At 40.7% G+C, this 19,775-nt stretch carries 22 protein-coding genes; 20 read left to right on the forward strand and 2 right to left on the reverse strand.

Annotated elements, in window-relative coordinates:
* Positions 1 to 4 precede the first annotated feature (4 nt).
* The 11 genes from thrB (at position 5) to AC6H4V_RS03590 (ending at position 10,622) form a co-directional block, all read left to right on the forward strand.
* The gene (thrB, locus tag AC6H4V_RS03540) at positions 5 to 886 is read left to right on the forward strand and encodes a homoserine kinase (RefSeq protein ID WP_497607494.1); all 882 of its coding nucleotides are present in this window, start codon (positions 5 to 7) and stop codon (positions 884 to 886) included.
* A gap of 282 nt (positions 887 to 1,168) precedes the next feature.
* On the forward strand, positions 1,169 to 3,811 hold the full coding sequence (gene infB, locus AC6H4V_RS03545; protein WP_497607495.1) for a translation initiation factor IF-2: 2,643 nt from the start codon (positions 1,169 to 1,171) through the stop codon (positions 3,809 to 3,811).
* On the forward strand, positions 3,808 to 4,158 hold the full coding sequence (gene rbfA, locus AC6H4V_RS03550; RefSeq protein ID WP_428730425.1) for a 30S ribosome-binding factor RbfA: 351 nt from the start codon (positions 3,808 to 3,810) through the stop codon (positions 4,156 to 4,158). The genes infB and rbfA overlap by 4 nt, the downstream gene beginning before the upstream one ends.
* Positions 4,159 to 4,165: 7 nt before the next feature.
* On the forward strand, positions 4,166 to 4,615 hold the full coding sequence (locus AC6H4V_RS03555) for an LSm family protein (RefSeq protein ID WP_428730426.1): 450 nt from the start codon (positions 4,166 to 4,168) through the stop codon (positions 4,613 to 4,615).
* Positions 4,609 to 5,616: a bifunctional diaminohydroxyphosphoribosylaminopyrimidine deaminase/5-amino-6-(5-phosphoribosylamino)uracil reductase RibD gene (gene ribD / locus AC6H4V_RS03560; RefSeq protein ID WP_428730427.1), complete on the forward strand. Its 1,008-nt coding sequence runs from the start codon at positions 4,609 to 4,611 to the stop codon at positions 5,614 to 5,616. The genes AC6H4V_RS03555 and ribD overlap by 7 nt, the downstream gene beginning before the upstream one ends.
* A gap of 4 nt (positions 5,617 to 5,620) precedes the next feature.
* Positions 5,621 to 6,331, forward strand: a complete 711-nt coding sequence (gene ubiE / locus AC6H4V_RS03565; RefSeq protein WP_497607496.1) for a bifunctional demethylmenaquinone methyltransferase/2-methoxy-6-polyprenyl-1,4-benzoquinol methylase UbiE — start codon at positions 5,621 to 5,623, stop codon at positions 6,329 to 6,331.
* A 45-nt stretch (positions 6,332 to 6,376) separates the two neighbouring features.
* Positions 6,377 to 7,798, forward strand: a complete 1,422-nt coding sequence (locus AC6H4V_RS03570) for a DNA recombination protein RmuC (protein WP_497607497.1) — start codon at positions 6,377 to 6,379, stop codon at positions 7,796 to 7,798.
* A gap of 2 nt (positions 7,799 to 7,800) precedes the next feature.
* Positions 7,801 to 9,051 (forward strand): exodeoxyribonuclease VII large subunit, encoded by a 1,251-nt coding sequence (gene xseA, locus AC6H4V_RS03575; protein ID WP_497607498.1) that lies wholly within the window; start codon positions 7,801 to 7,803, stop codon positions 9,049 to 9,051.
* A 9-nt stretch (positions 9,052 to 9,060) separates the two neighbouring features.
* Positions 9,061 to 9,660: an FmdE family protein gene (locus AC6H4V_RS03580; protein ID WP_428730431.1), complete on the forward strand. Its 600-nt coding sequence runs from the start codon at positions 9,061 to 9,063 to the stop codon at positions 9,658 to 9,660.
* 65 nt (positions 9,661 to 9,725) lie between these two features.
* Entirely contained in the window at positions 9,726 to 10,145 is a 420-nt protein-coding gene (locus AC6H4V_RS03585) for a hypothetical protein (RefSeq protein ID WP_428730432.1), read from the forward strand.
* A 3-nt stretch (positions 10,146 to 10,148) separates the two neighbouring features.
* Entirely contained in the window at positions 10,149 to 10,622 is a 474-nt protein-coding gene (locus AC6H4V_RS03590; RefSeq protein ID WP_497607499.1) for a methylated-DNA--[protein]-cysteine S-methyltransferase, read from the forward strand.
* Here AC6H4V_RS03590 and sppA read toward each other — a convergent pair.
* On the reverse strand, positions 10,608 to 11,477 hold the full coding sequence (gene sppA / locus AC6H4V_RS03595; RefSeq protein ID WP_497607500.1) for a signal peptide peptidase SppA: 870 nt from the start codon (positions 11,475 to 11,477) through the stop codon (positions 10,608 to 10,610). The genes AC6H4V_RS03590 and sppA overlap by 15 nt on opposite strands.
* A complete protein-coding gene (gene mqnF, locus AC6H4V_RS03600; protein WP_497607501.1) occupies positions 11,465 to 12,688 on the reverse strand; it encodes an aminofutalosine deaminase family hydrolase in 1,224 nt (407 codons plus the stop codon). Before mqnF ends, sppA begins: the two co-directional genes overlap by 13 nt.
* A gap of 179 nt (positions 12,689 to 12,867) precedes the next feature.
* On the opposite strand from mqnF, the gene aroQ reads away from it, so the two are divergent.
* Genes aroQ through AC6H4V_RS03645 form a run of 9 tightly spaced genes read left to right on the forward strand, consistent with a single transcriptional unit; the run spans position 12,868 to position 19,759 of the window.
* Positions 12,868 to 13,347 carry a type II 3-dehydroquinate dehydratase gene (gene aroQ, locus AC6H4V_RS03605; protein WP_299858187.1) on the forward strand — a complete coding sequence of 160 codons (480 nt, stop codon included), beginning with the start codon at positions 12,868 to 12,870 and terminating at the stop codon, positions 13,345 to 13,347.
* A gap of 2 nt (positions 13,348 to 13,349) precedes the next feature.
* Complete coding sequence (gene folK / locus AC6H4V_RS03610; protein ID WP_497607502.1) at positions 13,350 to 13,838, forward strand: 2-amino-4-hydroxy-6-hydroxymethyldihydropteridine diphosphokinase; 489 nt, start codon at positions 13,350 to 13,352, stop codon at positions 13,836 to 13,838.
* The gene (gene flhF, locus AC6H4V_RS03615; protein WP_497607503.1) at positions 13,835 to 15,103 is read left to right on the forward strand and encodes a flagellar biosynthesis GTPase FlhF; all 1,269 of its coding nucleotides are present in this window, start codon (positions 13,835 to 13,837) and stop codon (positions 15,101 to 15,103) included. Before folK ends, flhF begins: the two co-directional genes overlap by 4 nt.
* Complete coding sequence (locus AC6H4V_RS03620; RefSeq protein ID WP_428730440.1) at positions 15,100 to 15,975, forward strand: P-loop NTPase; 876 nt, start codon at positions 15,100 to 15,102, stop codon at positions 15,973 to 15,975. Before flhF ends, AC6H4V_RS03620 begins: the two co-directional genes overlap by 4 nt.
* Positions 15,976 to 15,997: 22 nt before the next feature.
* A complete protein-coding gene (locus tag AC6H4V_RS03625) occupies positions 15,998 to 16,330 on the forward strand; it encodes a hypothetical protein (RefSeq protein ID WP_497607504.1) in 333 nt (110 codons plus the stop codon).
* Positions 16,327 to 17,010: an RNA polymerase sigma factor FliA gene (locus AC6H4V_RS03630; protein ID WP_497607505.1), complete on the forward strand. Its 684-nt coding sequence runs from the start codon at positions 16,327 to 16,329 to the stop codon at positions 17,008 to 17,010. Before AC6H4V_RS03625 ends, AC6H4V_RS03630 begins: the two co-directional genes overlap by 4 nt.
* Before the next feature lies 1 nt (position 17,011).
* On the forward strand, positions 17,012 to 18,100 hold the full coding sequence (gene fliM, locus AC6H4V_RS03635) for a flagellar motor switch protein FliM (RefSeq protein WP_428730443.1): 1,089 nt from the start codon (positions 17,012 to 17,014) through the stop codon (positions 18,098 to 18,100).
* Positions 18,101 to 18,103: 3 nt separating this feature from the next.
* Positions 18,104 to 18,964, forward strand: coding sequence for a flagellar motor switch protein FliY (gene fliY / locus AC6H4V_RS03640; RefSeq protein ID WP_428730444.1), 861 nt, complete (start codon positions 18,104 to 18,106; stop codon positions 18,962 to 18,964).
* Positions 18,965 to 18,979: 15 nt separating this feature from the next.
* Positions 18,980 to 19,759, forward strand: coding sequence for an LOG family protein (locus AC6H4V_RS03645; RefSeq protein WP_497607506.1), 780 nt, complete (start codon positions 18,980 to 18,982; stop codon positions 19,757 to 19,759).
* Positions 19,760 to 19,775: the final 16 nt, after the last annotated feature.

Here is a 19,775-nt window from a genome sequence, read left to right on the forward strand (position 1 = left end):
AAAAGTGACGATAAGTGTACCAGCAACCAGTGCAAATCTTGGACCAGGATTTGACTCTTTAGGTTTAGCAGTTGATTTGCGCAATGTAGTTGAGTTTCATCCCTCCAAATTTTTCAGTGTCAGCATTAAAGGTGAGGGTGAAAATAACCCAAAACTCAAAGGCAATAACCTTTTTATCAGTATCTTCAATGAGCACTACAACAGACTGACAAAGAAAAAACAGAATTTTAAGTTCAATTTTTTCAACGAGATTCCCATGTCAAGGGGTCTTGGAAGCTCTTCTGCTGTTATTGTGAGTGCTGTTGCCAGTGCGCATGAAGCAGCGGGCATCAAAGTCTCAAAAAGAAGAATCCTCAACCATGCTCTTGTCTATGAACCACATCCGGACAACATAACTCCTGCCGTGATGGGCGGTTTTAATGTTGCAACAGTTGAAAAAAGTAAGGTTTTTTCTCAAAAAAAGCATCTTCCGGATTATATTAAGGCAGTCGTCGTTATACCAAACAAGCAGATGAGTACAGCCAAATCAAGAACGCTTTTGCCAAAATCCTACTCAAAAGAGAGTGCTATCTACAACCTCTCTCATACTGCGCTAAGTGTTGCCGCTTTTTTTAACGAAGATTGGGAAATCTTAAAAATTGCATCACAAGACAGATTTCATCAAAGAGCAAGAATGAAAACACTCCCAGAGCTCTTTAATGTCCAAAAAATAGCCTATGAGAGCGGCGCGCTTATGAGTACGCTCTCGGGAAGCGGTTCTACATTTTTCTCTATGGTCTATGATGAGGATTCTGAGTCTATTGCGACGAAACTTGCTCAAAAGTTTCCAGAATTTGCGGTAAAGGTTCTTAATTTCGATAATGAGGGACTTATTGTTGATAAATAAGTTTTCTAAAGCAAATCAAGGAACTTTTGGATATAATGGCGAAAAAATTTAACCAACCTCTTAGGATGTGTATCTCTTGCAGACAAAGAGATGCACAGATTCATCTTTTTAGACTTCAGTGCATAGAATCACAACTTAGTCTTTTTAGAGGGAATGGCAGAAGTTTTTATCTATGTAAAATTTGTCTTGCAGATGAAAAAAAAGTACTCAAAGCGCTTATGCGGCAGTGTAAAAGCGGGGATAGAGACAAATTTTCGAACATACTAAAGGAGATCATCATTGATGACAGAAAAAGTTAGAGTACACGAAATCGCTAAAGAGCTAGGAATCACTTCTAAAGATGTAGTTAAAAAAGCTTCAGAGATGGGCATTGAGATAAAATCTGCAAGCAGTTCAGTCTCCATGGAAGAAGCGGAGAACTTGATGAACTACATCATGAATGGTGAAGTGGCTCAAGCAGCAGCGCCAGAGATAAAAAAAGATGTGAAATCATCAAGTAACACTCAAAAAGAAGAGATAACTTCCCCAAAAGAGACAAATGAGCTCCAAACAAATAGATCTCCAAAACATAGTGAAACTCCTTTAAAAGTCGAAACAAAAGAAGAGATTGCTCTTGAAGTCAAAGCCGAGCCTAAAGCTGAACCAAAGGCTGTTGTCCAAGAAACAAAAGTGTTGCAAGAAGAAGTTGAGGCTGAAGAGTCTGTAGATGCTATGAAAATGCAGATAAAAAAATCAGGACTTAAGATTGTCAAGAAAAAACAGCCTAAAGCTGAAGAGATACATCAAGAAAGCTTTACGCATTCTTCAAAGCAGACTTCAGCTGCAATCTCATCTTATGGGAAGATAAGTGCAGAAGTCTTAGAAGAACTTGCAAATAAGAAAAAAGCAAAACTCGGCTCTTCTGGAGCAGCAAAAAGACAAGAGCAAGGGATAAAAATAGATATTTTTGGTGCTTCACTGAGTGAAGTCTCTATGGATATGGATGACCAGATAGTGCTACTTGACCTCAATGCAACCGAGAGAAGAGAAATCATTGCAGAAGAGCCTAAAAAAGCAAAACTTCAAAAGCCAATGGGAAGAAACTCAAACAAAACCTCTGCTCCTAAGTCTAAAAACGTCTCTCGTGACAAGAGAAAAACATACAAAAAAGATAAACCAGAAGATATTGTTATAACTCATGTTGAGATTCCTGAAGACATCCGTGTTTATGAGTTTGCAGAAAAAGTAAATAAAACTCTTGCGGATGTTATCAAAGTTCTCTTTAGCTTCGGCGTTATGAAGATGAAAAATGACTTTTTGAGCAAAGATGAGATTGAGATTCTTTCTGAAGATTTTGGCATCGAAGTAACAACAATCGATCCAAAAGATGCGTTTAACTATGAAGATGATTTGGCAGAAGCGATTGATGACGATGCGACTGAGAGACCTCCTGTTATTACTATCATGGGACACGTTGACCACGGTAAAACATCACTTTTGGATGCTATACGAAATGCCAAAGTAACCCAAGGCGAAGCAGGCGGGATTACACAGCATATCGGAGCATACACTATTGAGCAACACGGTAAGCCTATTACTTTCTTAGATACTCCAGGTCACGCAGCGTTTTCTCAAATGCGCCAAAGAGGAACAGATGTAACCGATATCGTTATCATCGTTGTTGCAGCAGATGATGGTGTGAAGCCACAAACCGATGAAGTTATCAAACTTGCAAAAGAGTCTAAAGTACCTATTATCGTTGCTCTTAACAAGATGGATAAAGAGAGCGCAAATCCGGATATGGTCAAGGCTCAAATGGCAGAACGCGGCTTAAATCCAATTGACTGGGGCGGGGACATTGAGTTTATTCCTATCTCTGCAAAAACCGGAATGGGGATTGATGCTTTACTTGAAAATATTCTTATTACTGCAGAAGTTTTAGAACTCAAAGCAAATGAAAATGCGATGGCTAAAGCGGCAGTCGTTGAGTCTTCACTTGAAAAAGGACGTGGTCCTGTTGCGACAGTTATCGTTCAAAATGGAACACTTAGAGTGGGTGATTATGTTGTGTGCGGTAGCGCGTATGGTCGTGTAAAAGCGCTTGTTAATGAACACAAACAGCAGATAAATAACATTAAACCAAGCCATACAGCAGTGGTTGTCGGACTCAATGAAGTTCCATCTTCCGGTGAAGTTATGATGGCAATGGCTAGTGATAAAGAGGCTAGAGAGTATGCGATGAAGCGTCATGAGTATGACAGACACAAAGAGTTGTCTCTAAGTACTAAGTCAACGCTAGAAGATATGACGAGTATGATTGCAGAGGGAAGACTAAAATCACTTAAAGTCGTTCTCAAAACAGATGTTCACGGTTCTCTTGAAGCAATTAGAGGAGCACTCGGCGAGCTTAGAAATGATGAAGTTAAGATTAATATCATCTCTTCAGGCGTGGGTGGAATCACGGAAAATGACGTTGAACTCGTTGCAAACAGTGAAAACTGTGTTCTTCTTGGATTTAATGTGCGTCCTACTGGAAATGTAAAAGCACTTGCAAAGCAGAAAAATGTTGATATCAAGACATACTCTATCATCTATCAGCTTCTTGATGATATGACTGGTATGCTTACAGGTATGATGGCGCCTAAGTTCTCAGAGATTAATACCGGTCAAGCGGATGTTAGAAATGTATTTAAAGCACCTAAGGGGCTTGTTGCAGGATGTGTCGTTGTGGATGGCAAGCTTATCCGTGGCGGTCTTGTACGTGTTATCCGTAACGGTGTTGTTGTGCATGAGGGCGAACTTACGTCACTCAAACGTTTCAAAGATGACGTTGAAGAGGTAACAAATGGTTACGAGTGTGGTGTTATGATTAAAGGTTACGATGATGTTGTAGCTGGCGATGTTATCGAGACATTCAAAAAAGTTGAGCAAAAAGTATCACTGTGACAGAAGCACAAATTAAGGTAAAAAGAACAGAATCGGTTCTCTTGGAGCTGATTCCTGCGGCACTTAGTTCGCTTGGGGATGCGAGGCTTCATGCCCTTGATATCATAGATGTCAAGTGTTCAAAAGGCAGAAGCGATGCAAAAGTTTATATTCATCCATCATCATTTTCAGAACAAGAGAAAAATGAGTTTTTGAAACTTTTGAGAAATGCACGACCTATCATTGAGACATACTGCATGAAAAATCAGGGATGGTTTCGCTCTCCGAGATTAACATTTGAGTTTGATGAGCAGTTTGGGCAGTCGCAAACACTCGAAGAGTTATTTAAAAAAATTGCTAAAGAGTAGGTAGTTTATGAGTTTAGAAAAAGATATAGAGTCGTTTGCCCGCTCTTTGGGGCTAGAGATTTATGACATTGCAACAGTAAAAGAGAATGAAGAGATTATTTACAGAGTAAGTGTACTCTCTGGCACGCTTGAAGATGGCAAAAGAAAAGGAGTGAGTTTGGATGAGTGCGCTCATTTGAGCCGTCTTGTTTCTCCTCTTTTAGATGTCACGCCTCCTCTTGATGGAGAGTATAGACTTGAAGTAGGAAGTCCGGGGATTGAGAGAAAAGTGGCTACGCTTAAACAGTTTGCTCTTTCAGTTGGCGAGAGAGTTTCGCTTACTTTAAAGACAAAAGAAAAGTACAAGGGAATGCTTCTAAAAGTAGAAGATGCAATGATTACTCTTGATGTTGATGGCGAGGAAGTTTGTGTCGATTTTGCACAAATTTCAAAAGCTAGAACATATTTTGAATGGTAGTTGATAGCCACTTTTTTATGAATCTAGCCTTGAGAGAGGCTTGGAAATATCAGGGTTTAACTTACCCAAACCCAGCAGTGGGTTGTGCTGTGGTGGCACAAAACGGGGCTATTTTAGCCATAGAAGCCCATAGAAAAGCGGGTGCACCGCATGCTGAAGTCGAAGCACTCAAAGCGGCGTACCACAAACTGACTTGCGATGAAATAATTTTAAATCTTACAAACTCTGCAGATATCCACACCTATCTTTTACAAAATCACAACAATTGCTTTAACGGTGTAACAGTTTTTACGACACTAGAGCCTTGCTCACACATCGGCAAAACCCCCTCATGTGCAAATCTGCTCTCCAAACTTGGCATTAAAAAACTCTTTGTAGGCTCAAACGACAGCCATGTAGTCGCAAGCGGCGGAAGCCAAATAGTCAAAAATGCAGGCGTTGAAGTTCAAGAACATCTTATGGAAAAAGAGTGTGATGCTTTGCTGAAACCATTTAAACTCTCTCAAGAGAAGCAGTTTGTCTTTTTTAAATGGGCGCAGAGACTAGACGGTAGTGTTGATGGCGGTGTGATTAGCTCGCAAAGCTCAAGAAAACTCGTTCATGCCATGAGAGATGTATGCGATTTGCTTGTTATAGGGGGCAACACGGTACGCATAGACCGTCCCACACTTGACGCAAGGCTAGTGAGCGGCAAAGCACCTGATGTGCTGATACTCTCAAGGCGCAAAGAGTTTGACACAACTATCCCGCTTTTTAGCGTACCGGATAGAGAAGTGATGATAGCAGATAGTTTTGAGGCTATAAAAGGGTATAAAAATATCATGATTGAGGGTGGGCGTGAGATGTTTGAACTCTCAAAAGAGTTTGTTGATTATTATCTCTGTTTTGTATCCCCTCAAATGGGCGGAGAGGTCGGTTTTGGCGGAGTGCATGAGAGATTTGAAATCTTAAATATAGCACAAGATGAGCAAGATATAATTATGTGGATGAAAAGGGGCTAGGCTTATGGAAAAACAAGAAAAAATAGTATCGATGTTTGATGACATCGCACCGACTTACGACACCGCAAACCGTGTTATGAGTATGGGAGTGGACAAGAGCTGGAGACGCAAAGCGTGTGATTTGGCTTATGGTTTTTATGCAAAAGATAGCATTGACAAGATAGTTGATGTTGCATGCGGCACCGGCGATATGATGGACTTTTGGAAAAAAAGATCTGAAACAAACGGCATAGCAGTAGGCGAGATAGTAGGTGTTGACCCATCACAGGGCATGGTTGGCGTTGCACGGGAGAAATTTCCGAAATTTAACTACCACATAGCAAAAGCAACAGAGATTCCGCTTCAAGATAGCAGTGCCGACATCCTAAGCATCACATACGGCATACGCAATGTCGTCGAGAGAGAAGCTGCCCTCGGAGAGTTTAACAGAGTTTTAAAACAGGGCGGTCTTGTTGTAATCCTAGAGTTTATGAAAAATGAAAATCCATCGCTTCTTGGAAAAATCAGAGACTTTTACATGAACAAAATCCTCCCTAAAATCGGCGGTTTTATCTCCAATAACCTTGAAGCCTACGAGTACTTGCCAAACTCCATAGAGGACTTCTCCACGGTAGCAAATATGCAAAATGAACTAAGAGCGGCAGGCTTTGAGATAGTTTATACAAAGAGCTTCTCTATGGATATCTCAACACTTATTATTGCGAGAAAAAAGTAGTTATTTACACTGGCGCATAGCTGCTATTTTTAAAAAGGTCAAGAGATGGAATTTGTAAATATCATAGCAGCAGTAGTGCTTTTGGGTGTTGTTGTGGGTTCTGCCCTTTGGCTTAGAAGAGCTAGCTTAGTGGATGCGAAAGTGCTTGAAGAGCTTAATGATAAAAGGGAGTTAGTAGCGGCTATCCCTTTTTTAAAGCAGCAGATTGCAGAGCTTCAAAACAGAGAACTTTTGCTAAAAGAGGATTTTGAGGCAAAACTCTCAACGCATCTCTCTGCCATAGATACCCTTAGAGAAAATCTATCTCAGGCTCTTTTAAAAAATGCTGGGCTTGAAGCAAATTTAACTGCTCAACAAGAGAATAACCAGAAACTAAAAGCAGAGTTTGAAGAGCAGGGAAAAAAACTAGAACTCAAACTCAACGAAATCATGCAAAACAACTTAGATAGCAAGTTGAAAAAATTTGATGAAACTTCTCTCAAGTCGCTAGACACCATCCTCAAACCGTTTAAAGAAAACATTGATTCTTTCAAAAAAAAGGTAGAAGAGACGCAAGAGAGCAGCGTAAAAAAGTTTGCCGAACTCTCAAAAGAGATAGAGCAAGTGACAAAAGCGGGGATGAGCATAAGTCAAGAGGCGCAAAATCTCACAACCGCACTTAAAGGTAAAAAGCAGACGCAGGGGAGTTGGGGCGAGATGATTTTGGAGAGCGTTCTGGAGTATTCGGGACTGCTTAAAAATGTCCACTACTACACGCAACAGAGCTACAAAGATGAGCAAGGCGACACAAAACGCCCCGATGTTATCATCAAACTGCCGCAAGAGCGCACCATGATTATAGACTCTAAAGTCTCGCTCAATGATTATGATGCTTATATCAGAGCCGAGAGTGAAGAGGAGCGGGGCGTTGCCGTCTCAAACATGGTAGCTTCGTTTAAAAACCACATCGACACGCTTGATTCTAAGGATTATGCACACTACAAGATAGGCACTTTGCAGTATGTCTTTATGTTTGTTCCCATCGAGGGGGCGTTTGCGTTGGCTGTTCAAAGAGACCCCTCGCTTTATGAGTACGCTCTAAAAAAACATATAGCCATCGTAAATCCATCTACACTGACCGTCTCACTTCGCACCATCTACCTCTACTGGCAGAGTGAACAGTCCAACACTCTTGCGACAAAACTCTTTGACGAGGCAGGAAAACTTTATGATAAAGTCGTGGGGTACGCAGAGAGTTTTAACAAGGTCGGCAACCATATAAAGGCCCTTGCAAGCAGCTATGACACTGCACACAAACAACTCAGCGAGGGAAGTGGCAACATCTTAGGACGTGTGGAAAACCTCAAAAAACTAGGCGCAAAAGCGACAAAAACGCTCAAAGATTCCAAGATAGAGTTTCAAGATTTTGATAATGAGAGTGTAGAAGTGTCGGTCATAGAAGATATGCCGCTTTTAGAGGAGAAATAAGAGTGTATATCTTAAACGTCTCTTCACTAAACGAGCAGATAAAAGTCCTTATAGAGGAGAGTTTTAGCCGTGTTTTGGTGGAGGGAGAGCTTTCTCGCATTACACATCATAGCAGTGGACATGTCTATTTTACGCTCAAAGATGAAAACTCCACCATAAAAGCCGTGATTTTTAAGGCAAACGCCGCAAAGCTCAAGTTTCAGCTTCAAGAGGGGCTTAAGGTGGTTCTTGATGGGGCGGTGACGCTGTACAAACCTCGTGGCGAGTATCAGATAAACTGTTTTACCATTTCGCCATCTGGGCATGGGGCGTTGGCGTTGGCGTATGAGCAGCTTAAGGGCAGACTTGCGTCAAAGGGCTATTTTGAAGCTTCAAGAAAAAAACAACTACCAAAATTTCCAAAAAAAATCGCCCTTATCACCTCTGCAACTGGTGCGGCTTTGCAAGATATGCTTCGGGTTGCGCAACATAGATACAGACTTTTGGAGATAGATGTTTATGATGTTTTGGTGCAGGGGGAAAATGCAGCTCCAGCCATCGCAAAAGCACTCTCTTTGGCAGACACAAATGGGCATGACATTATCGTTATAGGGCGAGGCGGTGGAAGCATAGAGGATTTGTGGGCGTTTAATGAAGAGATAGTGGCGGATGCGATTTTTCAAGCCCAAACTCCCATCGTCTCGGCGGTTGGACATGAGATAGACTGGGTGATAAGTGATTTTGTAGCAGACCTAAGAGCACCCACGCCAAGTGCGGCGATGCAGATGATTTTGCCAGACACAAACGAACTCTACCTCTCTATCGATGCGCTTTTTACGAGTTTGACACAAAGAGTGGGACAAAAAATCTACAACTTCAAACAAGAACTCTCACACCTTACGGCTCTTTTCGCGCAGCACTCCATTGAGAGAAAAGTGACACATAAAATTGAAGAGATTAAACAGATACGAGAGCAGTTGCACCGAACTATCTCGTTTAAAATGCAAAATTTTTACAAAGAGCTGGAGCTTGTGCAAAGCAGATTTCCGGACGCAATAGATAAAAGGCTCAATATTGCTAAAAATCAAGTTGCACTATTAGAAAAAATGATAGAATCAAACAATCCGAAATTAAAGAGCAAAAAAGGGTTTGCGCAGATTTCAAAAAAGTCTAAAGTGGTGGAAATATCCTCTTTAGAGGTTGATGAGATATTTGATTTAATGAGTGATGAGATGATTGTAAGGGCAAAAGTCCTTCAAAAAAGCAAAATATAGGAGTAAAGTATGGGTTATCCAAAGTTTTTCGATAGTGTTGAGAGTATCAAGGTGGTAGATCCTTTGTCAAATGTTTTAGGTGCATTTGAAGACGGTATTTATGAGATTACTTTTTTAGAGGTAGTTAAAGCCGCAGGACATAGCTGTCCAACAGTTGCAGGTGCATACCTCATAACTTTAGAGGGTTTAAAAGCACTCTATCCAGACGCAAGAGCGGTAAGAGGTGAGATAAAAGCAGAGTTTAGAGACCCTATGGAAGAGGGCGTTGCAGGCGTCATCGGCAATGTTGTCTCTCAGATAACGGGTGCGACAGAAAAAAGCGGTTTCAAAGGCTTAGGCGGAAAATTTGCAAGACACTCTTTGATGAAGTTTAACGCAAACATCAACTCCTCCATAAGACTTACAAGAACAGACAACGGCAAAAGCGTAGATGTTTACTATGACCCATCTTCCATCGGCGGAAGCCCAAAAATGCAGATGCTTATGCAAAAAATGATGGGCGGCATGGCAAGCAAAGAGGAAGCAAAAGAGTTCGGCGCACTTTGGCAGGATAGAGTTGAGAGAATTATGGCAAACATACCGAGTGTTATCAGGGTTGTGAAAAACTAGCTAGTTTTTAGTAGCTATTCTGTAACGCTTAGAGAGTATAATTCGCTTTAAAAAAGGAGCGAACAATGGCATATTTTGACAACGCGAAAGTCGGAGATAGGGTTTATGGTCTGGTGTTTGGTGGGGGAGAGATAGAGCAAATTTTTGAAAATAGCCACTACAAACTCATGGTAAGTTTCAAAAATGGCTACGAGGTTCCCTATACCGAAGATGGCATTCCTGGATGGGGAAATTTTAAGAAGCAGACGCTTTATTATAAAAACGATATTGATTTGACGGATGTCGATTTTTCTCCTGTTTCCAAAGTGCTCTCTATCAAAAAAATCATCAAACTCAAAGAGAAAGACAAACTTCAAGTGAGACTTCCTTCAGGTGTATGGAAAAAGGTTAAAAAAGCAGAAGAGTCCTATATTGAGGATCTTTTAGAGAGAGAAAAGTACCATATGTTTCGCAAAAAACCTGAAAAAAAAGAGCTTGAGAAGTGATTATTGTTGGAATTTAGCCGTACAATCTCCACTCCCATCGGTGAGATGATTGCTGTAGCGGATGGAGTTGCTCTTACATATCTTGATTTTGTGGATGATGAAATACAAAGCGAGTGCTCTAACCATCCTCTTTTACTGCAACTTGAGCAAGAGCTAAACGAATACTTCTCCAAAAGGCGACAAATATTTACCGTGCCACTCTCCCCTTTTGGAACGCCATTTCAAAAAGGCGTCTGGGAAACACTCCAAAAAATCCCATACGCCACAACGCTCTCCTACTCACAAGAAGCAAAACTCTTTGGCAACCCAAAAGCCACAAGAGCAGTCGCCAACGCAAACTCTAAAAACCCCATCTCCATTATCATCCCCTGTCATCGGGTTGTCGCATCAAATGGAACAATTGGAGGATATAGCGGCGGCGTGTGGAGAAAAGAGTTTTTACTCTCGCTTGAGAGAGCAGGGTTAGCGCAACACTAACTCTGGAAAGTAAGTATGCAGCGTAACTGCCGTTTGGGCGGAGAGCTTTTTCATCAGTTTATCAAACTTATCCTCTTCATTCCAAAGTGGTTCGCTTACACCGCTGAGTTCAACCACTCTCTTTTTCGCATCATACGCAACCCCGATGCTATCGACTAAACCGACATCTTTTGCTTGATGTGCTGTGAAGATGTGTGCGTTTGCAAAGTTGTCTCTTTTGTTGATGTCAAGTCCTCTTGCAGTCGCAACATCTGATGTGAAGAGATCGTATGTGCCTTGAATCACTTTGTTAAGTTCGTTTTTCTCGTACTCTGTCCACTCTCTGTCGGTTGCACCCACTTTTTTGTACTTTCCTGCTTGCACGCTTTGGGATTTGATGCCGATTTTTTGCATGAGCGCACTTACGTCAGCACCCTGCATGATAACACCGATGCTTCCCACCATTGAACCGGGATTTGCGATGATTTCGTTTGCCCAGATGCTAGCATAGTAGCTTCCGCTTGCTATCGTGCCGCTTGCGTAAACGACAACGGGCTTTTGTTCTTTTGCTCTTTTGATGGCATACGCAACTTCTATGGATGGAGCAACGGCACCGCCGGGAGAGTCAACATTTAGCAAAATCCCTTTTACAAATGTGTTTGACGCTGCCTCATCTATCTGCTTGACGACCTCTGAGACCTCCATGATAGGACCTGCAAGATGTATCTCTTCAAGGTTGTTTGGTTTCAAATCCTCTTCGCTTTGTGGCGCAAAAAGAAGAAAAAGAAGAAGCAAAAAAAGCATCGCCTTAAAATGCTCTTGGATAAACTTCATAACCGCTAAGATAGGGGAGAATATATTTTTTATAAACTGCATTTTTGTACTTTTCCGTTGATGTAAATTTGATAGATATTATAGCGGTGGAGTATTAAATGGATGGCTAATTCATCGGTTGGCTCTTTATCTAAGTCCAAAACAAGCATATCGGCGTTTTTTCCCTCTTTTATCTCGCCCGTGTTGAGTCCAAGTGCTTCTGCCGCATCTTTTGTCACGCTTTTTAGAAGTTGTTTCGCCAAATCCAAAAGAGGCATATTTGAGTGCATAAAAAGGGCGCATTTCATCTCTTCAAAAAGGTCAAGTTTATAGTTGGAGCTAAGTCCGTCTGTCGCCAAAACCCAGTTGATGGAGTGCTTTTGAACTTTTACCAAATCAAGCGCACCGTTGCCCAAAAGTCTGTTTGAGATAGGGCAGTGGATGATTGTATGCCCGTTTGATGCAAGACTACCCAACTCCTCATCGCTTGCTTTTACTACATGGGTAAAGAGGGTTTTTTGCCCATGAAATGATGCCAAAAACTCCGCCGCACTGCTTGTTGCACTGCTCTGTTTGAGCAGATTTTCAAAAAAGCCCTTAAAATCTCCCTCGCTTTTGTCAAGCCACTCTCTCTCGGCATTGCTCTCCATAAAATGTGCGGTAAGTTTTAGACCTTCGTTTTTAACTATTTGGAGTGCTTTTTGGATTAAAATCGGATGGACGGAGTAGGGTGAGTGAATGGCAACGGCTGGGTAAAAACCATCTCTTTGGACACTTTTTGACGCATCAAGTCTGCTTCTAAAATCTCCAAAAAGTGCGTCTGCCATGGTTGCCTGTGAACCGATAAGCTCATTGAAAAAAACTACATTTTGCACAGCGGCGGCGCAAACTTCTAAGTCCATTCCATGCGAACTTATCGCACCAAAGGTTGTGATACCGCTCTCAAGCATCGCATCAACAGCCCTCTGCATACACTCTTTGCCGCAACCGCCTATAAGCTCTTCACGATTCTCTATAACACTGTAAAGCCATGAGATAAAATCCCCGTAAGAGAGGCTTGTTTTGTTAGCACTAAACTCAATGTGGACATGAGCATTTATGAGTCCAGGCATCAAAAGAGAGTTTTTTTTGAGTTTGATGACATCGGCATCTGGAAACTTTTTTTGCAGCTCTTCAAGCGGAGCGATTTTGTGTATGGTCGTATCAAAGGCAACAGCCACATCTTTTAAAAGCACATCGGGTGTTAAAATATAATCAGGAGTAATTATCTGCATTAGGTATCTTTTTGAAAAATTTAAACTAGATTATGCTTTATTTAGATAAAATAGCCGCTTAAAAAAACAATAGACTTCTTGCAAAACTTAAAACTAAGTGAACGATTCTGCAGCATAGCGAAGCCTTAGTGAACGTGTTTTTAGTTTTGCAAGAAGTCTAATAATCAAAAAGGTAAAGTATGAAAATAGTAGTTATTCAAGGACCAAATCTTAATATGCTAGGCATAAGAGAGCAACAAGTTTACGGTGCGATGAAGTTGGAGCAGATTCATGCGCAGATGAGAGATTTTGCAGAGCAAAGCGGGATAGAGATAGAGTTTTTTCAGAGCAATTTCGAGGGCGAAATCGTCGATAAAATCCAAGAGTGTTATGGCGATGCACAGGGTATCATCATCAATCCGGCGGCATATACACACACATCTATAGCTATTCGTGATGCCATTTCAGCGGTAAACCTCCCTACTATCGAAGTACACATCAGCAACATTCACCGCCGTGAAGAGTTTAGAAAGCAAAATATGGTTGCAGCGGTTTGTACCTCTTCTATCGTTGGGTTTGGTCCTTTTGGATACCATCTTGCTATGGTTGGAATGGTGCAGATTTTCAATGAAATCAGAGCGGTTCAAGAGATGCAAAAACAAGCTGCTCAAGCAGAGTAGTTATGTATATTCAGCGTAAATTGGATGAGAGGCTTACTACTTTTAAAAATTTACGCTTCTCTGGGCTAAGAAGTCCAAAGAGTTCGCACCGCTACAAAGTGACTCTCGGAGTGGGCGGAAATGTAGGCGATGTACTCAGACGATTTGAGCATCTTGAAGTCTATCTAAGACGTGACAAAAGAGTTGAACTATTGCAAAAGTCGTTGATTTTGAAAAATCCTCCCTTTGGGTTTAGAGAGCAGGATGATTTTTTTAACTCAATTATTGTCGTAAAAACGAGTATGCAGCCGATGGTTTTTTTAGATTATTTGATGCGTGTAGAGAAAAAATTTGCACGCAAAAGAAGTTTTGCCAATGCTCCAAGGACGCTTGATTTGGATATTATATTTTTTGACAAGAGAGTTGTTGCAACGCCCAAACTTCAAATCCCGCATGCTCATTGGGCTAAAAGAGAGAGCGTGCTTATTCCACTGGCGGATATAAAGAGATGAAAATACTTACTTTTACAGGCAAAACACCATCAGAAGCGCTTAAAAAAGCAAAAACACACCCTTTTTACAACCAAATGCTTCATATTGATACAAAAGAGATACAAAAAAAATCACTCGGTCGTGAGGCTCTCTATGAGATAGTGATGGGAGTGGAGGGTGACTTGCAAGAGAGTTATGAAAAGACAGCTCCGATTCCAAAAGATGGCAGACCGCTTACTCAAAAGAGTGCAGATGTTCTTTATGATATCTCATACGCCGCACAGCAGATATCTAAGATAGCAGATGTAAAAGACCCGCTTTATAGCTATACTGAGCAGACACCGCAGGCTGTATTTGAGCCAAAAGAGCTTAAAGAGATAAAATCGGAAATCGCAAAACTCGGCGACAAGGTCAAGATTATTCAAAATATGTTCTGGGAAGAAAAAGCGCCTGATTTAGAGAGTCATATCCCATCAGAATTTGCCGAAATCTACAGACTTGCATCGCAAAGCGGGATGAACAGAGAACATCTGGATGCTATCATGAGGATGACGTTAGAGCATATGCCCTTTAAAATGAGAGAAAATTCGGCAACAATCAAGAGATATTTTCAGACTGTTTTGCGAAAAATGGTGCCGATACGACTTGAGAGTACACCTTCTGTCGGCAACAAAAAAGTAGTGATGCTTGTGGGTCCAACCGGTGTAGGCAAAACAACATCTGTAGCAAAACTCGCTGCACGCTACTCCTACCTGATGGAAAAAAAGTACAAAGTCGGTTTGGTTGTGCTTGATACTTACCGCATCGGAGCGGTGGAGCAGCTGATGCAGTATGCACGAATGATGAAGCTAGGTATCGAGACGGTTGTTGACCCTGTGGATTTTGCAAGTGCGCTTGATTCGCTTAGATATTGTGATTATATACTTATCGATACGATGGGCTCTAGTCCTTATGACAGAAAAAAGATAGAGAAGATATATGAGTGTTTGGAGGGCAATGACGTCAAGTACAACATCGATGTTGTTTTGGTTGTGCCAAGTTCTATTAAGTATGAAGACCTCAAAGCAACATATGAAAATTTTTCAGCCCTTAACATCGACACGCTTATGTTTACAAAACTTGATGAAACGAGAGGCTTTGGCAATATATTTTCACTTGCATACGAGACAAAAAAGCCCATTAGCTACTTTTCTGTAGGTCAGGAAGTTCCGGAGGATTTGGTGTGTGCAAGCAGTGATTTTTTAGTAGAATGCTTACTTGAGGGTTTTAACAGGAGCAAAGCATGATAGGGCATCAGGCGAAAAAACTCGAAGAGCTGGTCTCTTCAAACGCTACAAAAAAATCGAAAAAAACCCGTTTTATTGCTATTACAAGCGGTAAAGGCGGCGTTGGAAAAAGTACGATAAGCTCAAATTTGGCGTATGTTCTCTCTCAAAGCGGTTTTAATGTAGGTATTTTTGATGCAGATATCGGTCTTGCAAATTTAGATGTGATGTTCAATGTCAAGATTAAGAAAAATATCCTCCACGTGCTCAAAGGCGAAGCAACGGTTGCGGACATCTTGATTCCAATTACAAGAAATCTCATACTTATTCCGGGTGAGAGCGGCGATGAGATACTCAAATACTCCGATAAAGCTCTCTTTGAGAGGTTTATGAATGAAGCTGAGGTTTTAGATAAACTTGATTTTATGATTATTGACACGGGTGCGGGGATTGGAGAGCATATACAGATGTTTTTGGATGCGGCGGATGATGTAATTGTCGTCACTGTTCCAGACCCTGCAGCCATTACCGATGCGTATGCGACTATCAAAACCATTGCAGCTCTAAGAAATGATATCGGATTGATTATGAACCAAGTCAAAGGCTCTAAAGAAGCGGTTGCCGTGTATGAAAAAATCAAAAAAGTAGCTCTTGCAAATATCGGGAGTGGCTTAAATCTCAAACTTATAGGAAAGATAGATAGCGACTTAAAAGTTTCAACTTCCGTGAAACAAAGAGCGCTCTTTAGTTCTGCTTATCCTAACTCTTCTGTTCATAAAGATATCGTCGCAATCGCAAACAGTATAGCCGGTAATTTGGAACGAAATGTGCTAGTTTCTCCAAGCGAGAGTGGATTATCTGGGCTTTTTAAACGTTTAGTAAAACATTTTTAAATTTAATTTGGGACTAAAGTAGATGGTTGGTGAGAATTTTGTCTATTTTTTTACTGTCCAAGGTTTTTTTGTAGGGATAGTGTTTGGTATATTAAAATCATTCAATGCAGAGGGGCTTCTTGCATATACGTTTCTCATCACCATATTTTTTTATCTCTTCTCTCATATTATTATTGCCTTTTACTACAGAACAACAGTGGCAAAAAACTACTTTTTCCCAAAAGAGCAGCATGAGAAAAAACTTGATTACTATGTAGTTGAGATAAACAAAAGAGAAAAACTTATCGATTCTGCTATTAAAATTACGGATGCCGCGATCAAAACAAATGCCGCAGATATGGGAAGTGTCCGATGATTGGCGCATATACTGAGGACTTGAAACATAAAAAAGATGAACTTGCACTTCAGTATCTCCCTGCAGTAAAAGCGATGGCATTTCGGCTAAAAGAGAGGCTTCCAAGCTCTGTGGATTATATGGATCTCTCAGCTATTGGAACGGAAGAGCTCATAAAACTAGCAAGAAGATATGACGAGGGACTTAACGACTCTTTTTGGGGATATGCTAAAAAGCGTGTTTATGGAGCGATGCTTGATTATCTAAGAAGTTTGGATGTTGTAAGCCGCTCAAGCAGAAAGCTTATCAAAGCGATAGACTACGCAGTAGAAGAGTATAGAGCTACGCATGATGAAGAACCAACCGATGCACAACTAGCTACGATGCTACATGAAGATATAGAGAAGATACATGAAGCACGTATAGCTTCTTCCATCTACACGGTTATGCCACTTGATGACCAACTCCAAATCGGCGATGAGGGAGCTTCTCTTGCAGCCATAGAGCGTGATGAGCTTATAAATGTTATCAAAACTGTTCTAAGCGGATATAGTCAACGAGAGCAGCTTGTCATTCAGCTCTACTACTTTGAAGAGCTCTCCCTAAAAGAGATAAGCGAAGTTTTGGATATTACAGAATCGAGAATTTCTCAGATTCATAAGTCCGTTATCCATAAAATTAAAGAGAGTGTAGGAGCTTAAGATGGCAGATATACTTTCACAAGAAGAGATAGACGCACTACTAGACGTCGTTGATGATGAAACCGACCTTTTTGAAGCAGGAGAAGAGTCTCCCGTCTCAAACAGACAGGTAACGCTTTATGACTTTAAGCGTCCAAATAGAGTCTCAAAAGAGCAGCTTCGTGCATTCCGTGGTATCCATGACAAGATGGCAAGAACTTTGGCATCCCAAATCTCATCTATCATGCGCTCCATCGTTGAGATTCAGCTTCACTCGGTAGATCAGATGACATACGGCGAGTTTTTGATGTCTCTGCCAAACCCGACAAGCTTCAACGTCTTCTCTATGAAGCCTTTGGAGGGAAGCGGTGTTATAGAGATAAACCCTTCCATCGCTTTTCCTATGTTAGACCGTCTCTTAGGCGGTAAGGGCGAGCCATTTGACGCAAGCAGAGAGTTTTCTGACATAGAACTCTCTCTATTTGAGACTATTTTGCGTGTTATGATGAGTACACTCAAAGAGGCTTGGGGTCCTGTTATGGATATCTTTCCAAACATCGAATCAAAAGAGTCAAGCCCCAATGTTGTGCAGATAGTTGCACAAAATGAGATTGTCGTGATGGTCGTTATGGAGATTATTATCGGACAAAGTTCTGGTATGATGAATATCTGTTATCCGGTTATCGCACTTGAGCCTGTCCTTCCAAAACTTGCAAGCAGAGATTTGATGCTCAATGAAACAAGTACAAAAAAGAGCCGCAATACAGAACTTCATGTACTTTTAGGCGGGGCAAAAGTTGGTATTGAAGCGATGCTTGGAAATGCTGAACTGACACTAAGAGATGTTTTAGAGCTTCAAGTTGGAGATATTATAAGGTTGACGAGTCCGGCAGATGATATCGTCACTGTGCGAGTGGATGGCAAAGATAGATTTCGAGGAAAAATTGGTCTAAGAAGATTTAGAAAATCTATACAAGTGAGTGAAATCATTGAAACAGAAAAAGATGCGGTTAAACGAGCTTTAGAAAATTTTGAACTTATGAGACGTGAAAAAATTTCAGGTGTTAAAGAGATTATGTTAAGTGAAGAAGATGGCTATGATGAGGAGTAAAAAATGAGCAATTTTATAAAACTGTTTGAAAATGAGACTGTAGGAACCATAGAAGCACTTGTTGGTCAAGCTCCCTCTTTAAGTCTTAAAGAAGAGCAGGAATTAAGCATTATTTCTAGTATTGTTCCACCTATTGTACTGCTTCGTATTGGTGTGAGTGGTGCTTTTAAAGCCTCTGCCATGGTAGCACTTACTCCAAATCTCGTAACGGCGCTCTCAGATATGATGTTAGGTGAAGAGGAGAGCGGCAGAGAGGATGTGAGTGATGATGATTTAGATGCAGCAAAAGAGATTGTCTCAAATATCTTTGGAGCTATCTCCAATAGTCTTGGCGCTCAAAAAGAACTTCCATCACTCTCTTTTAACATAGAAAATGTTGAATTTGTTGATGAAAACAAAGATGTTTCACTCGAAAATTATTCCAAAATGTATGTCTATCGCTTTGGCGTAGGAAGTGTACAGTCGCTTTTGATGTTTATCGTAGATGAGACACTTTATGATGAGCTATTTGAAACAAACAAAACTTCTAAAAAAGAAAAAGAGGGCGGCTTCAATAAGATGGAAGAAACTTTTTCTCATAGCGCACTCAATAGTGATGAACTAACCAATATCGCACTTATTATGGATGTAAAACTTCCTGTAAAAGTAAGAATCGGAAAGAAAAAAATGCTCCTTAAAGATGTCCTCAATATGGATATCGGCTCTGTTATAGAGCTCAATCAACTAGCAAATGACCCTCTTGACATACTTGTGGATGACCATGTTATAGCAGAGGGTGAAGTTGTTATCGTCGATGGAAATTTCGGTGTTCAGATAACTACGATTGGCACAAAAAGAGAGCGCTTAAATCAGCTCAAATCGTAGCTAGGGAGAGCATATATGCGTAAGCATCAAGCAGATTTGGCAAAAAAATATGTCAAAGAGATTAAATCAGCAGATATGTGGAGTGTATTTAGAATACTTGCTGACTTTGTAAAAGGTTTTGATGATCTTGGAGATCTTGGACCGACTATCACGATGTTTGGAAGTGCGAAAGCTAAGAGTGGCTCTAAGTACTATAAAATCGCGCAAGAGCTCTCCTCTATGTTAGCACAAAGAGGATTTAACATCATGACAGGCGGTGGACCAGGTATCATGGAAGCTGCAAATAAAGGTGCATTCAAATGCAAAGATATTGAGTCAATCGGTCTCAATATCGACCTGTCTTCAGAACAAGTTCCCAACAAATATACGACAACAGAACTCAATTTTGACTATTTTTTTTCAAGAAAGGTTATGCTTGTAAAGTACTCTATCGCTTATGTTATCTTTCCAGGCGGTTACGGAACTTTAGATGAACTTTTTGAGGCATTGACTCTCGTGCAAACAAAGAAAGTCACTGGCGTAAAGATATTTGTTGTCGGAGTTGCTTTTTATAAGCCTCTTATGAAGTTTTTAGAGAGCAAACTCTATAAAAATGGAATGATAACCCTTGATGATCTTCAACTTATAACTTTAAGCGATGATTTAGAGCAGATTATAAGAGAGATAGAGAGTTCTATTATTAATCAAGTTTCTATTCTTGAAGAATCAGGGCTTGGAGAGACAAAATATTGCAAAACCCTCTCAGAGTTTGTAAAAGATGAAAATAGAAAAAGTACGGAAGAAGAAAATGTATAGAAAAAGAGAGGATTGC

This window comes from Sulfurimonas lacustris, from assembly GCF_059705355.1.

What these genes read in the sequence shown, in the direction of transcription:
- infB (WP_497607495.1), top strand. Translation starts at nt 1,169, where the DNA reads ATGACAGAAAAAGTTAGAGTACACGAAATCGCTAAAGAGCTAGGAATC.
- AC6H4V_RS03555 (WP_428730426.1), top strand. Translation starts at nt 4,166, where the DNA reads ATGAGTTTAGAAAAAGATATAGAGTCGTTTGCCCGCTCTTTGGGGCTA.
- ribD (WP_428730427.1), top strand. Translation starts at nt 4,609, where the DNA reads ATGGTAGTTGATAGCCACTTTTTTATGAATCTAGCCTTGAGAGAGGCT.
- ubiE (WP_497607496.1), top strand. Translation starts at nt 5,621, where the DNA reads ATGGAAAAACAAGAAAAAATAGTATCGATGTTTGATGACATCGCACCG.
- AC6H4V_RS03570 (WP_497607497.1), top strand. Translation starts at nt 6,377, where the DNA reads ATGGAATTTGTAAATATCATAGCAGCAGTAGTGCTTTTGGGTGTTGTT.
- AC6H4V_RS03580 (WP_428730431.1), top strand. Translation starts at nt 9,061, where the DNA reads ATGGGTTATCCAAAGTTTTTCGATAGTGTTGAGAGTATCAAGGTGGTA.
- AC6H4V_RS03585 (WP_428730432.1), top strand. Translation starts at nt 9,726, where the DNA reads ATGGCATATTTTGACAACGCGAAAGTCGGAGATAGGGTTTATGGTCTG.
- sppA (WP_497607500.1), bottom strand. Translation starts at nt 11,477, where the DNA reads ATGCAGTTTATAAAAAATATATTCTCCCCTATCTTAGCGGTTATGAAG.
- mqnF (WP_497607501.1), bottom strand. Translation starts at nt 12,688, where the DNA reads ATGCAGATAATTACTCCTGATTATATTTTAACACCCGATGTGCTTTTA.
- aroQ (WP_299858187.1), top strand. Translation starts at nt 12,868, where the DNA reads ATGAAAATAGTAGTTATTCAAGGACCAAATCTTAATATGCTAGGCATA.
- folK (WP_497607502.1), top strand. Translation starts at nt 13,350, where the DNA reads ATGTATATTCAGCGTAAATTGGATGAGAGGCTTACTACTTTTAAAAAT.
- flhF (WP_497607503.1), top strand. Translation starts at nt 13,835, where the DNA reads ATGAAAATACTTACTTTTACAGGCAAAACACCATCAGAAGCGCTTAAA.
- AC6H4V_RS03620 (WP_428730440.1), top strand. Translation starts at nt 15,100, where the DNA reads ATGATAGGGCATCAGGCGAAAAAACTCGAAGAGCTGGTCTCTTCAAAC.
- AC6H4V_RS03625 (WP_497607504.1), top strand. Translation starts at nt 15,998, where the DNA reads ATGGTTGGTGAGAATTTTGTCTATTTTTTTACTGTCCAAGGTTTTTTT.
- AC6H4V_RS03630 (WP_497607505.1), top strand. Translation starts at nt 16,327, where the DNA reads ATGATTGGCGCATATACTGAGGACTTGAAACATAAAAAAGATGAACTT.
- fliM (WP_428730443.1), top strand. Translation starts at nt 17,012, where the DNA reads ATGGCAGATATACTTTCACAAGAAGAGATAGACGCACTACTAGACGTC.
- fliY (WP_428730444.1), top strand. Translation starts at nt 18,104, where the DNA reads ATGAGCAATTTTATAAAACTGTTTGAAAATGAGACTGTAGGAACCATA.
- AC6H4V_RS03645 (WP_497607506.1), top strand. Translation starts at nt 18,980, where the DNA reads ATGCGTAAGCATCAAGCAGATTTGGCAAAAAAATATGTCAAAGAGATT.